The following is an 11,913-nucleotide window of genomic DNA, read 5'->3' as shown; positions in this document are numbered from 1 at the left end:
CTTAAGTATTAACAAATTCACAATTATATAAAAAATATATACCTTTGTCATCAAATCAGTTTATAATGAATATCAAAAACAATACCACGGCTTTAGAAGCTTATTTCCAAGATTTTCGTAAAAATATCATTGGAATCGACCAGGAATTTACCTCTCCTTATGGTAAAAAACAGATAATTTATACCGATTGGACTGCCAGCGGACGATTATATAGACCGATTGAAGAGAAAATTATAAACCAATTTGGACCTTTTGTCGCAAATACGCATACTGAGACCACTGTGTCAGGTACTGCCATGACAAAAGCGTACCATCATGCCAGAAATATCATTAAGCGTCATGTTAATGCCAATCAAGATGATATTTTAATTACTGATGGAACAGGAATGACTGGTGTTGTTAATAAATTTCAGCGTATTTTGGGTTTGAAAATCCCTGAAAACCTAAAGGATTTTACAACTATACCAGCTGATAAAAAACCAGTTGTTTTTATATCTCACATGGAGCACCACTCAAACCAAACGAGTTGGTTAGAAACGATTGCCGATGTCGAAATTATTCCTGCTTGCGAAAAAGGACTTTTTAGCCTTGAAAGCTTAGAAATTTTATTAGATAAATATAAAGACAGAGCTTACAAAATAGCTTCAATCACTTCATGTTCTAACGTAACAGGGATAAAAACACCCTATTATGAAGCTGCTAAGTTAATGCACCAGCATAATGGAGTTTGTTTTGTAGATTTTGCGTGTTCTGGACCGTATGTAAAGATAAATATGCACCCAGAAGATCCAGAAGCGTATTTGGATGCGATTTTCTTTTCTCCGCACAAATTTTTAGGAGGTCCTGGAACTTCGGGAGTTTTAGTTTTTAATAAAAAATTATATAAAAACATGATTCCGGATTGTCCTGGAGGAGGAACTGTAAGCTGGACAAATCCTTGGGGTGAGCATAAATATATCGATAATATCGAAGACCGTGAAGATGGCGGAACTCCTGGCTTTTTGCAAGTTATAAAAACTGCTTTGGCAATTGAGCTAAAAGAACAAATGGGAGTAGATAACATGTTACAACGTGAGCATGAAATCGTAGATTATGTGTTTAATGAGCTAAATGATATCCCGAATATTAAAATCTTAGCAAGACAACATCAGGAACGTTTAGGAGTAGTTTCGTTTTTTATCGAAGATTTACATTTTAACTTAGGTGTGAAAATTTTAAATGACAGATTCGGAATCCAAACCAGAGGAGGTTGCAGTTGTGCAGGTACTTACGGACACTTTTTGTTACATGTTGACCAAGAAACGTCTAGTAAGCTGATTGACCAAATCACTATTGGAGATTTAATCCGTAAACCGGGATGGATAAGAATGTCGATACATCCTACTACTACCAATGAGGAGATTGCTTTTGTTTGCGAAAGCATCAAAGAATTAGCCAAAAACCATAAAACATGGGCCTTGGATTACGAATACAATAAAGAAACCAATGAGTTTATTCATGAAAATGTAACTTCATTTGAAGATGAATTAGTCGCAGGTTGGTTTGCATCATAAAACAAAAAAATAGCTTCAATTGAAGCTATTTTTTTTTGATTTTTTTTAACCATTAAGATATTAAGGAAAATTAAGAATGCTATTAGAAAGGCAAGTTTTGATTATTGAATCTCGTAAAGCAGCCAAGTCGCAGTTTTTAAAGAACATTTTAAGAAATTTAAAATAACAGTAAAAGCTTAATTTCTCTTAATTTCTTAATGGTTTAATTTATTATCGATCAACCATTTTACGCGTCTAATAATCGGCGGTGATAGTTTATTTGCCCTAAATGATAGGCGAGGTGAGTGGTGAGATGTGTTAGGATAAAATCGGTAGAATTTTTACCTTCAAGAACAAATACAGGAAATTCATGTTCCAAATCTTCTTCTGATAAATTACTTAAAGCGGTATCAACAACAGTAATTGTCTCTTCAATTTTAGCTATTAATTCTGCTTTTGGGATGTTTTTTAGAGAAAACTCTAATTCTCGATGTCTTATATAACCAGAATTACCCAATGCAGCGCCTATATAAGTGTTTAAATTGCCAATTAAGTGCAAACATAGATTACCGCCCGAATTTAGAATTTGTTCGCTTACGAGCCAAATTTTAGCTTCGTTTTGATAAGATTCTATTTCGAGTTTTAATTTATTAAGATCTCGGCTAAAAAGAGCTCTTAAGGTCTCGAGATGTGCCATTATTTCTTAGTTTGATAATTATGAAGTGATAATAAAGCCTGTTCTTGTATTTTTTTCTGAAAAAAACCTGTCCAGCCCAATAAGTATCCTGTAATACCAAATGCTTGTTTTGACCATTTCCAGACATCAAAAGTATCGGTATGTTTGATGATTAAGCCATCCTGAAACTGAAATTCGGCAGAAATACTATTGATAACCCTTCTGTTTGTTTTGCTAAAGTTGTAAGTAGCAACCCAATGTGCTGAACCTACAAAATCATCGGCTTTTACATCCGAGAATTCTATTTTTATGTTTCCTTTGCTTTTTTTAAGTAGCATTTCCCACATTTTAGAAACCTGATTCTCTTTTAATAAACCAAAAGCAGGATCACGAAATTGTACTTTAGGATGGTAACATTCGCTCATTTTGGCTGCGTCGGCATTGGCAAATGCAGTATAAAATTTCGTAATTGTGGCTTCGTTTGCAGTCATTTTTAATCTAATTAGAATATAAATGTACAGAATTATTGACTATTTACTCCAAAAATAAGCTTATAAACCCTGAATTTCTGTTGCGGTATCAAAGCTTTTTTTAGTTTTGTCAAATTTGGTCGAAAAATAAGACTTCTTATTTACGGCAGTAAAATTACCAATTTGGCTACTAAACTTATTTGCAGTCCCTGTTATATTGAATCTAATAGATTGTATATCAGTTTTCTTTAGTTTATTGATTTCAATAGCCGAAAGATTGTAATAATTTGCCGTTTTATTTTCGGCAGCTTCAGTATTTTTTTTATCAATACATACAATAATCGTATTGTCTACTAAGTAAATATAGGCAACGCCTGTAATTTGTAATTTAGGATCTGTTGTGGCAACACTAAGTTTTAAGAGACCTCCCGTTTCTGTTTTTGCAATTTGCACATTGGCTTCGCCAGATAAAGCATAATTTTCGCAGATAAAATCCCAAGATTGGGTAGCTGGATATGTTTTTCCTTTAAAATTAAGCGACTCCTGAGCATTAACCAAAATGGATAAGAAAAAAAAGGGTAAAATCAGTAGTGTTTTATAATTCATATGTAGATAGTATTTGTTTTTTAAAGGAATATGGAATTCGCATATCTTCATTGGTATTTGCGACCAATTTTCGGTAATGCTCATTTCATAAGGTTTTATTTTTCAATTAAATTTGACTCGAATGTTTCGTCCCAGTCCAACGATTTTATGGCAGAAATCAGATTGTCTTCATTTACATACACGCGAAGTTCTTTATTGGCTACTTTTTTTTCATATAAAGCTCTGTATCTGTAGATGGTTTCATGTTTGGTTTTATAAACACCATCTAATTTAAGATCTTTAAATGCTCCGTACCATTGTCGGAATTTCTGGCATGTTTTTGTCAATCGCTCTTCTGTTGTATTTGCCATAACCGATGGCGTAACTTCAGTTTCGTTAAAAGGCTTAAATTTTGAGGTATTACAAGTCAATAAAACTCGTTTTCCTAAATCGTAGGCCTTTTTTTGTTGGCTATTATCTACTTCTGTAGGTAAAACTTTTGATATTTTTAAATCCTCTGTTTTGTTTCCTCCTGTTTTAGATTTGCAACCAATCAACAGAAGCAAACTTAGAATAAATAGTACTTTTTTCATCGTTCTTTATGTTATTTTTAATACTAAATTGGGATTTGGGCAGTTGTTAGCATAATAATCTGCGTCGATTTTACTGCAAACACCTGGATAATCGCCAAAATTATCTCCAATATTTTTTATAATCTGAAAGTGCAAGTGTGGTGCATAATCCCCATTTACATTTGATTCTCCTAAAGTGCCCAAAATTTGTTCTTGAATAAAAACATCTCCAACTTTAAGATTCTCTATACTTTCTAACGATAAATGCCCGTATAAAGTATAGAAAATATGATTTTCGATATCATGTTTCAGGATAATTGTAGGGCCATAATCACCCAAACCAATATTGTTTTTAAAACTATGCACTGTCCCGTTAAACGCTGCCAATACTGGAGTTGAGGCTTTTATCCATAAATCGACACCAATATGAATATTACGTTCTGGTGCATCAGAATTATTGAAATTTTCACTTCGTTTGTATAGATTACGTTCCTCTAAATATCCGCCAAAAGCAACTTTTGCATTGGCATGAGCTAATAAATTATCGATATAATTCTCAAAATCGGCAGCGGTTTGTGGCTTGTTGTTTGCTAAATCCTGATTTGTGATTGATAAATCCAAAGGCATATACTGAGCATAACCGATTGTAGCATCGATTACTTTTGCTGGAGTTAATTTTTTTAAAGTAGTTTCTAATGAGGGCATATGTTTTACTTTTTTTAATATTCTATCTAATACTTTGTGGAAGGAACGCGATTCTGAAGCATCGGGACGGATTTTCCTCCGTTACTAAGCTTAATTTCATTGAGTTAAAGAAACATATGCTATGCTATGTCGAATAAATCTTTCGTAAAGGCTCCAAGCGTAGAGTAAATACTCTAAATGTTATTTTTTTTCTCAATATTGTCATTTCGACAGAGGAGAAATCTCCACGAGTAGCTCGCTAATTTTTTTTAAAAACTATGAGTTAGTTTCTTGCGAAGATTTCTCCTCTGTCGAAATGACAAGTTTATGGAGTTTCTTCGCAAAGACGTAAAGAAATCATGTTTAAACTTGGCGACTCGGCGTCTTTGCGAGAAAAATTATAATTAAAAAAACTTAACTTAATAAATTTACCGCTAAGCTAGTTTTTCAATAATTATCAATTCATTGTGTTCTTCGATTCGAGGAAGCATTTTTACAGTATGTTGGTTATTGTTTATCTCCGAAATATATTTTTGGTTTCGTACATTATGCTTCTCATCCAGAATCATGGTATTAAAAAGTACAAAACCATTATTTTTTAAAAGATCACAAACCCTATTACTGAAGAAACTTTCAAATAAAAAATTTGGCATCGTAGTATCCTCAAAAACATCAATTATTATCAGGTCATATTTTTTATTTGTTTTTAGTACAAATTCAAAAGCATCATCAATAATAACTTCGAGTTGTTTTATTTTATTTAGATTAAAATATTTATTGGCAACCTGAATCATTTCGGGATCAATTTCAACTCCGGTGATTTTGCCTTTGTATTTTATTTCATCGACCAATGTTTTGATTACACTTCCTCCGGCAACACCAAGGAGTAAAATGTGTTTCATTGGAGTTATCTTTTCGAAACCAATATTTTTTAAACCATATCTTAGAATGCGTTGCAAACTTCCGTAAGAGTAATTGGTATTTTCGGAATCTAGGACTAATTCTCCGTTTGCCCAAGTGACTTCAATTGCTTTACTGCGGGCAGATTTTTTTTCAAATATTTTTATAGGAACCAGGTAACTGAATATTTTCTTAATCATTCGTATGCGTTTTTACCAAATTTAAGATTTAAATTATTTATTTTGCAGGTTAAAATAAAATAATGAAGAAACAATTATATAAATTCATCTTTCTGAAGTTGATGGGATGGAAAATTGTAGGGGTTGAAAATGCTGAGGTTAAAAAATGTGTATTAATGGTAATGCCACATACAAGTAACCATGATTTTTATTTAGGAATTTTTACCCGAGGTATTTCAGGATTAGAAATGAATTGGGTTGGAAAGAAGGAATTATTTAAATTTCCTTTTGGATATTATTTTAGAAGTGCAGGAGGAGAGCCGCTGGATCGTTCAGGAGGTTTGAACAAAGTCGATTCTATTGCAGCCATTTTTGATAGAAAAGAAACTTTTCGATTAGCAGTTGCTCCAGAAGGAACTCGCAAAAAAGTTTCGGAAATTAGAACAGGATTTTATTACATCGCTCTAAAAGCAAATGTGCCTATTGTTCCTGTTGCTTTTGATTGGGGTAAAAAAGAGGTTAATCTCGGAAAACCTTTTTATCCGACAGGAAATTATGAAGCTGATATGGAAGTTTTAAAACAACATTATAAAGGCGTAGTGGGGAAAATTCCAGAAAATGGATTTCAATTATAAAAAAATGCTCAGTGGGCTTTCTTTTGGATATAAAAAAAACACAATTTTCTTTAGTGGTATCGGAAATTGTGTTTTTTATTTACACGAGGTGCTCGTTTATTTTTTTTTGACGTCTTTTTTCTCAAAAAAGCCTTTAAAAAAGCCTTTTTTCACTTTTTCTTTATCGTCTTTTCCAGTAGCTACAAGATGATCTACATATTCCATGTACGTTTTGTTGCGTTCCTCCAGAAAACCTATTAAATATTCTTCAGAGGCTTTAACTCCGCTAGCTTCCTCAATATGTATTAACTTTTTATACAAAGGCTCTATAAACTTTACTATAATGGCTTCAGGAACAGATTTTCTTGTTCCAAAGAATCCCGCAATTTCTCCATCTGAATCGGCAATTATTTTAAAATCGGTAATTACCCAATAGTATCTACCGGTTTTAGACATGTTTTTGATAATAGCATGTATGTTCTTGCTTGCTCTAATATTATCCCACAAGAATTTAAAAATTACTTTAGGCATATCGGGGTGTCGTATAACATTGTGAGGTTGCCCAATTAGTTCAAACTCATCATAACCCGACACGTCTATAAAGGCTTCATTTGCATATAAAATCGTTCCTTTTGTATCTGTTTTACTTAGCAGTACTTTAGTTTTGTTCCAATCAACTTCTCTATCAGATGGAGTCGGGCGAGTAGTTCTTGTTTCCATAAATTTTTATTTTAAGTTAATATATGAGTTGGTTTTTTTTATAAAAGGTGTGATATTTTTTATAAAGTAGTGCTTAGTTAAATTCTTTTTCTAAAGTTGCTAATAGGTCATTTATTTTCTGGAAAACCGTACCTAATTCATCTTCTAGCCAATCAGGCAGCGTATCATCATTTACCAATCTCAAATGTTGGATATCGCTTGCAATATGAATGATTTTCTTGTATTGAAAGTCCAGGTTTTTAACGGTTGCATTGGTGCTGTGTTCACTTAATAATTTTTCAACTTCTTTGCCAAAACCAGTTTCTGATACTACCATATCCCTTGGATTTAGCGCGATGTTGTTTTTTAAAAAATCATCAAAAGATTTTTTCCAGGTAATCAGTGTTTTATTTGCTGATTGAAAATCATATTCTGCCATAAAATAGAGGTTAAGGTTACTAATTGATTTTGGGGGAAATAACAAATACGCCTAAAATTTGGAAATAAAAAGTTTAATTCGCCATATGGTTTGCCGATTTACCGTGGATATCATTGACCAAGCCATCTATTTTTTTTGTATTTTCTTTAATCATTTCAAAATACCCAAGAAGTTTCTCATTGTCGGTTTGCCCTTTAGAAACTTCGATTAAAGTGAGTACGGAGTGTACAGGTGATTTTAAATCTTGTGACGTTTTATAAATAAAACTATTAAATTCATTGTTTGCAGAGAGAGAACTATATTTTGCCGATGCCAATTTGATATTTTCCAATTCGTATTCATCAGAAATTTTAGAAATATGATTTTCACTATGTTCTTTAAAATAATAAGACCAATAGCCATTCATAAAAAATACAACAGCAGCAAGGACAACGTGAATGATAAAAGTTTCTATATCAAAATTAACTTGCGAAAAATATATTTGAGGACCATTAGCATCATTGTAAACAAAATTTTGCAAGTAAGCCAAAGCTCCATGATGAAGTACAACTAAAAGCGTAAGCGGAATTTGTAATTTCCAGTTCTGATAAATAATCAAAATCGTACTGGCGATGAATACTGTAAAATGCATTTCGAACAAACCATGCATTTGGTAAATATACTGCGCCATAAATATAGCCAGAACTACAGAGAGAACGTATTGGTAGAATTTAGATTTTTTGAGAAAAAATTTTGCTGAATAGTAGGCGATGAGATTAAGTGCTCCAACACCGACTCCAATTTCCCATGTATCATATTTAAATGCCAAAGCTATTCCGAAGAGGAAATAGAACGCAAGAACATAGTTGATAATGGTATCAGATTTTTGTGTCATCGTAGACATAAAATTGTGCAGGTAATCTCGTTCATTCAAACTTGCTTTTGTTTTCATAGTAATTAGAAATTGGTTAAGGTTAGATTTATTTAGTACATTTAGGTAATGAACATCCATAAGCTTTAAGAGCCAAAGCATCAAAAGAAGGTTTGTTGTTTTGGATTAATAAAGAATCAATTGCCATTTGTGCATAATTAGTATTTGCATCAGTGCAATATCTTGTCTTGTTATAATTTCCTCGATAATATAAATTTTGGGAAGCATCAATAAGAACCGCTTGAGGTGTAGAGAACACACCACATTTATCAGCAATATCATTATCAAAGAAAACGGGAACCTTAGAATCAAATTTGTCTTGAATTTCTTCTACTGTGAAATTTTTTACTTTGTTGAGAACTACGATATTGAAATTAATCTTATCTCCATATTTTTTTATTAATTCACTTACATGTGGCACGTTAAAACGGGAGCATGGACAATCGGGATTAAAAAAATGGATGAAAACAGGTTTATTTTTAGTAGTAAACTGTTTTCCTAGATTAATGTGAGATCCCATAGCAATATCGTGATGATTTTTTGGGACGGGTGTAGGTAAACTGTATTGGTATTCATTTTGCCAGAACAAAACTAAGATGGCACCGAAAAGAAATGAAAACCACACGGCAAGAAGGAATTTTTTCCTCATAAATTGGTTGTTTTTTTGGTTGAAAATACAGAATTAAACACTTGTTAATTATTTTCATTATAAAACACATTTAGCTAATATGAATAAAAATATCATATTTAAATACTATTTAAATAGATAATAATAAGATATTATTGTTAAAATATGTTTTTCTTAAGCCGTATCAATGTTACAAATAAAATCGATAAACAACAAATAAAATGGACAAATTGCGACAAAAAAAGCAATATGTAAGAATAGGATTAATTATAGGAAAATATCGTACAATTTTAGGTTAAACAAAAATTACTTTGTTTTAGAAGTAGCTTTTGCAAACAAGTCTTGATTTTGCAGTAATAGTTTGAGAGTAAGACAGAAGAGAGGTAGTGTAGAGGATGTTTTTTTCTGTCTTACAAAAATCGAAAAGGGCTCGCTTATTTTTTAAGGAGTGTAAATTTTAAAAGTTCCATTTTTATAAAAAAGCACAATTTTTTCTATTTCTTCGGAAGAAGAAGAATTAGGAATTACGTTTTTTATTTCAGGAGTATTTTTTTCAATTGGTTTTTTCTCCGTTGGATTTTCTATCTCTAAGAATAGATCTTCGGGGATAAAGCTTTTAGTTGGAAAAATAGGAGCGATGGGTTTTTCAATTTCTTGTGGAATTGAATTTGTAACAACTTCGATATTTTCACTTTTAGGAAAAGTACCTTTTCCGTTCAAGACCCAATACAAATCTACATCGGGAAAAATCTCAATAATTTTTAATATAAAATCTAAGCTAGGTTTGTTTCTGCCAGAAAGTAGGTGAGACATACTAGAGCGTTGCACTCCAATTTTGTCTGCAAAAGAAGAAGCATTTAAACCATAATAATCTAGGATGGTTTCCAATCTTTTTATAAAATCCTCGATGTTTACCATTGTAAATTGTTTTTTAAATTAAGATGGTTTACAAATGTAACTAAAATATACCGAAGCACCAATTATACAATTGTAAATTGCCTAATTCTAGCTATTTTACTGATTATATGACTTCATGTAATGTTATATAAGTTGTTAGTATTTAGTGTTGTAAGTGTGTTTTTGTAAATAGGTAACAAATGTCACCAAAACCAAGGGAAATGGAGGTTATTTCGAGAAAATAAGCGTTTACAAATGTAGATTATGGCAAAATTTAATTGTTTACAATTGTAAAAATAAAGATGTTTACTTTTGTAAACCAAACAATACGACATGAATTTAGAAGAATTATTTAGCTTACATAAAGAACAAAGTATTCAAGGAAGGTATCTTACACTAGATGCAATTACTCCCTTATTAGACAAATTAAATACTAATAATCAAGTTAAGATTATTGGTAAATCGGTTTTGGATCAACCTATATATAGTTACGAAATTGGGTCTGGTAAAACACGAATTTACCTTTGGTCGCAAATGCATGGAAACGAAAGCACGACCACAAAAGCCTTATTTGACTTTATTAATGTCTTAAATAGCGGTTCGGATTTTGCAAATAAAATGCTAGAAACCTTTACTTTTTATTCCATTCCTATACTAAACCCCGATGGTGCGAAGTTATATACCCGAGAAAATGCTAACAAAGTCGACTTAAATCGTGATTCGCAACAGTTAACACAACCAGAAAGTAAGGTATTAAGAGCTGCTTTTGAAGCGTTTAAACCTCATTATTGTTATAACCTGCATGATCAGCGTACTATTTTTGGCGCAGGAAACACAGGGAAGCCTGCTACGGTTTCATTTCTGGCACCTGCATATAATGAAGAGAGAGAGATAAATGAGTCCCGTACAAAGGCTATAGATCTGATTGTTGCTATGAATGATGTTCTGCAGCAATATATCCCTGGGCAAGTAGGGCGTTTTGATGATTCTTTTAATATTAATTGTATAGGAGATACATTTCAATATCTGGGAGTGCCTACAATTTTATTTGAGGCGGGGCATTATCCGAATGATTATGAAAGAGAAGTTACTAGGAAGTATATATTTTTCGCCTTAATTGCTGGATTTAAAGCACTAAGCGAAAACGATATAGTTGTCAATGGAATTAATAAATATTTGAATATTTCACAAAATAAAGTCGTTTTTTATGATTTTATGTATAAAAACATCAAAATAAATTATGATGGTATCGAAATAATCACGAATTTTGCCGCACAATACAAAGAAGAATTGATTGAAAATAAAATTTGTTTCACTGCTTACATTACCGAAGTTGGTGAATTAGAAAATTATTACGGTCATTTTGAATATGATGCTAAAGGGGCAACATATACTGATGATTTTAATAATATTCCGAAAACAAGTCAGAAAGCAGATTTTTATTTAGATAATAACATAAAATTTGTTAATGGATTGATAAAAAGTTAGTTTTTTTGTCATTTTGTTATTTTTTATATATATTTTTATACTTTGTAATAGCAATTAGTAATATTAATTAAAGAATTATGAGTAAATTTCGTTTGGATGAAGTAGATCACCAGATTTTAGACATGTTGATAGACAACACAAGAGTACCGTTTACTGACATTGCAAAAAAATTATTGATATCTGCAGGAACAGTACATGTAAGGGTGAAAAAAATGGAAGATGCCGGAATAATAATGGGATCTTCATTAGCCTTGGATTATGATAAATTAGGATATTCATTTATAGCTTATGTAGGTGTTTTCTTGAATAATACATCTCAAACAAAATTTGTTTTAGAGCGTATTAATCAAATTCCATTCGTAACAGTAGCATCTGTAACTACAGGAAAATTCAATATTTTCTGTAAAATAAGAGCAAAAGACACGAAACATGCTAAAGAAGTTATCTTTATGATTGATGATATCGAAGGAGTTTACAGAACAGAAACTATGATCTCGTTAGAAGAAAGTATTAATGATAAGAAGCGTTTGATGCATACTATTTTTAAAAATATGTAATTGATCTTGAATGCTATATTGAATATAACCTCAAGTTTTTCTTGGGGTTTTTTTATGAAAAATTAACTATTAACAACCAACCA

General features: G+C 31.6%; 15 protein-coding genes. 4 read left to right on the top strand and 11 right to left on the bottom strand.

Annotation, left to right across the window (positions count from 1 at the left end):
• Nucleotides 1–65 precede the first annotated feature (65 nt).
• On the top strand, nt 66–1,553 hold the full coding sequence (locus AC3IPI_RS19685; protein WP_489155125.1) for an aminotransferase class V-fold PLP-dependent enzyme: 1,488 nt from the start codon (nt 66–68) through the stop codon (nt 1,551–1,553).
• Between the two features lie 226 nt (nt 1,554–1,779).
• On the opposite strand, the gene AC3IPI_RS19680 is transcribed toward AC3IPI_RS19685, so the two are convergent.
• The 6 genes from AC3IPI_RS19680 to AC3IPI_RS19655 all read right to left on the bottom strand — a co-directional run bounded on the left by AC3IPI_RS19680 (nt 1,780) and on the right by AC3IPI_RS19655 (nt 5,619).
• Nucleotides 1,780–2,229: a DinB family protein gene (locus AC3IPI_RS19680; protein ID WP_489155123.1), complete on the bottom strand. Its 450-nt coding sequence runs from the start codon at nt 2,227–2,229 to the stop codon at nt 1,780–1,782.
• Entirely contained in the window at nt 2,229–2,699 is a 471-nt protein-coding gene (locus tag AC3IPI_RS19675; RefSeq protein ID WP_086894496.1) for a nuclear transport factor 2 family protein, read from the bottom strand. The genes AC3IPI_RS19680 and AC3IPI_RS19675 overlap by 1 nt, the downstream gene beginning before the upstream one ends.
• Before the next feature lie 60 nt (nt 2,700–2,759).
• Nucleotides 2,760–3,368 (bottom strand): hypothetical protein, encoded by a 609-nt coding sequence (locus AC3IPI_RS19670; RefSeq protein WP_489155121.1) that lies wholly within the window; start codon nt 3,366–3,368, stop codon nt 2,760–2,762.
• 11 nt (nt 3,369–3,379) lie between these two features.
• Entirely contained in the window at nt 3,380–3,856 is a 477-nt protein-coding gene (locus tag AC3IPI_RS19665) for a hypothetical protein (RefSeq protein ID WP_039114224.1), read from the bottom strand.
• Between the two features lie 6 nt (nt 3,857–3,862).
• Nucleotides 3,863–4,540, bottom strand: a complete 678-nt coding sequence (locus AC3IPI_RS19660) for a peptidoglycan DD-metalloendopeptidase family protein (protein WP_489155119.1) — start codon at nt 4,538–4,540, stop codon at nt 3,863–3,865.
• A gap of 413 nt (nt 4,541–4,953) precedes the next feature.
• Nucleotides 4,954–5,619, bottom strand: a complete 666-nt coding sequence (locus tag AC3IPI_RS19655) for a spermidine synthase (RefSeq protein ID WP_039114222.1) — start codon at nt 5,617–5,619, stop codon at nt 4,954–4,956.
• 62 nt (nt 5,620–5,681) lie between these two features.
• Between AC3IPI_RS19655 and AC3IPI_RS19650 the strand changes: the two genes are divergently transcribed.
• Nucleotides 5,682–6,233: a 1-acyl-sn-glycerol-3-phosphate acyltransferase gene (locus tag AC3IPI_RS19650; RefSeq protein WP_039120091.1), complete on the top strand. Its 552-nt coding sequence runs from the start codon at nt 5,682–5,684 to the stop codon at nt 6,231–6,233.
• A gap of 96 nt (nt 6,234–6,329) precedes the next feature.
• On the opposite strand, the gene AC3IPI_RS19645 is transcribed toward AC3IPI_RS19650, so the two are convergent.
• The 5 genes from AC3IPI_RS19645 to AC3IPI_RS19625 form a co-directional block, all read right to left on the bottom strand.
• Nucleotides 6,330–6,932: a PAS domain-containing protein gene (locus AC3IPI_RS19645; protein ID WP_039114220.1), complete on the bottom strand. Its 603-nt coding sequence runs from the start codon at nt 6,930–6,932 to the stop codon at nt 6,330–6,332.
• Nucleotides 6,933–7,005: 73 nt separating this feature from the next.
• Complete coding sequence (locus tag AC3IPI_RS19640) at nt 7,006–7,350, bottom strand: hypothetical protein (RefSeq protein ID WP_489155116.1); 345 nt, start codon at nt 7,348–7,350, stop codon at nt 7,006–7,008.
• 73 nt (nt 7,351–7,423) lie between these two features.
• Entirely contained in the window at nt 7,424–8,281 is an 858-nt protein-coding gene (locus AC3IPI_RS19635) for an ATP-binding protein (protein WP_039114307.1), read from the bottom strand.
• A 28-nt stretch (nt 8,282–8,309) separates the two neighbouring features.
• Nucleotides 8,310–8,909: a TlpA family protein disulfide reductase gene (locus AC3IPI_RS19630; RefSeq protein ID WP_489155114.1), complete on the bottom strand. Its 600-nt coding sequence runs from the start codon at nt 8,907–8,909 to the stop codon at nt 8,310–8,312.
• A 420-nt stretch (nt 8,910–9,329) separates the two neighbouring features.
• The gene (locus AC3IPI_RS19625) at nt 9,330–9,806 is read right to left on the bottom strand and encodes a helix-turn-helix domain-containing protein (RefSeq protein WP_086894493.1); all 477 of its coding nucleotides are present in this window, start codon (nt 9,804–9,806) and stop codon (nt 9,330–9,332) included.
• A gap of 312 nt (nt 9,807–10,118) precedes the next feature.
• Between AC3IPI_RS19625 and AC3IPI_RS19620 the strand changes: the two genes are divergently transcribed.
• Together AC3IPI_RS19620 and AC3IPI_RS19615 are read left to right on the top strand one after the other, a co-directional pair.
• Nucleotides 10,119–11,273 (top strand): M14 family metallopeptidase, encoded by a 1,155-nt coding sequence (locus tag AC3IPI_RS19620; RefSeq protein WP_489155112.1) that lies wholly within the window; start codon nt 10,119–10,121, stop codon nt 11,271–11,273.
• Nucleotides 11,274–11,350: 77 nt separating this feature from the next.
• On the top strand, nt 11,351–11,830 hold the full coding sequence (locus AC3IPI_RS19615) for an Lrp/AsnC family transcriptional regulator (RefSeq protein WP_007805990.1): 480 nt from the start codon (nt 11,351–11,353) through the stop codon (nt 11,828–11,830).
• Nucleotides 11,831–11,913: the final 83 nt, after the last annotated feature.

The organism is Flavobacterium sp. GL_143 (assembly GCF_057834355.1).
The sequence above is the reverse complement of the archived record's forward strand: the minus strand, read 5'-3'. Positions and strand labels throughout refer to the sequence as shown.

Coding starts and splice junctions, on each gene's coding strand:
- AC3IPI_RS19685 (WP_489155125.1), top strand. CDS start 66: ATGAATATCAAAAACAATACCACGGCTTTAGAAGCTTATTTCCAAGAT.
- AC3IPI_RS19680 (WP_489155123.1), bottom strand. CDS start 2,229: ATGGCACATCTCGAGACCTTAAGAGCTCTTTTTAGCCGAGATCTTAAT.
- AC3IPI_RS19675 (WP_086894496.1), bottom strand. CDS start 2,699: ATGACTGCAAACGAAGCCACAATTACGAAATTTTATACTGCATTTGCC.
- AC3IPI_RS19670 (WP_489155121.1), bottom strand. CDS start 3,368: ATGAGCATTACCGAAAATTGGTCGCAAATACCAATGAAGATATGCGAA.
- AC3IPI_RS19665 (WP_039114224.1), bottom strand. CDS start 3,856: ATGAAAAAAGTACTATTTATTCTAAGTTTGCTTCTGTTGATTGGTTGC.
- AC3IPI_RS19660 (WP_489155119.1), bottom strand. CDS start 4,540: ATGCCCTCATTAGAAACTACTTTAAAAAAATTAACTCCAGCAAAAGTA.
- AC3IPI_RS19655 (WP_039114222.1), bottom strand. CDS start 5,619: ATGATTAAGAAAATATTCAGTTACCTGGTTCCTATAAAAATATTTGAA.
- AC3IPI_RS19650 (WP_039120091.1), top strand. CDS start 5,682: ATGAAGAAACAATTATATAAATTCATCTTTCTGAAGTTGATGGGATGG.
- AC3IPI_RS19645 (WP_039114220.1), bottom strand. CDS start 6,932: ATGGAAACAAGAACTACTCGCCCGACTCCATCTGATAGAGAAGTTGAT.
- AC3IPI_RS19640 (WP_489155116.1), bottom strand. CDS start 7,350: ATGGCAGAATATGATTTTCAATCAGCAAATAAAACACTGATTACCTGG.
- AC3IPI_RS19635 (WP_039114307.1), bottom strand. CDS start 8,281: ATGAAAACAAAAGCAAGTTTGAATGAACGAGATTACCTGCACAATTTT.
- AC3IPI_RS19630 (WP_489155114.1), bottom strand. CDS start 8,909: ATGAGGAAAAAATTCCTTCTTGCCGTGTGGTTTTCATTTCTTTTCGGT.
- AC3IPI_RS19625 (WP_086894493.1), bottom strand. CDS start 9,806: ATGGTAAACATCGAGGATTTTATAAAAAGATTGGAAACCATCCTAGAT.
- AC3IPI_RS19620 (WP_489155112.1), top strand. CDS start 10,119: ATGAATTTAGAAGAATTATTTAGCTTACATAAAGAACAAAGTATTCAA.
- AC3IPI_RS19615 (WP_007805990.1), top strand. CDS start 11,351: ATGAGTAAATTTCGTTTGGATGAAGTAGATCACCAGATTTTAGACATG.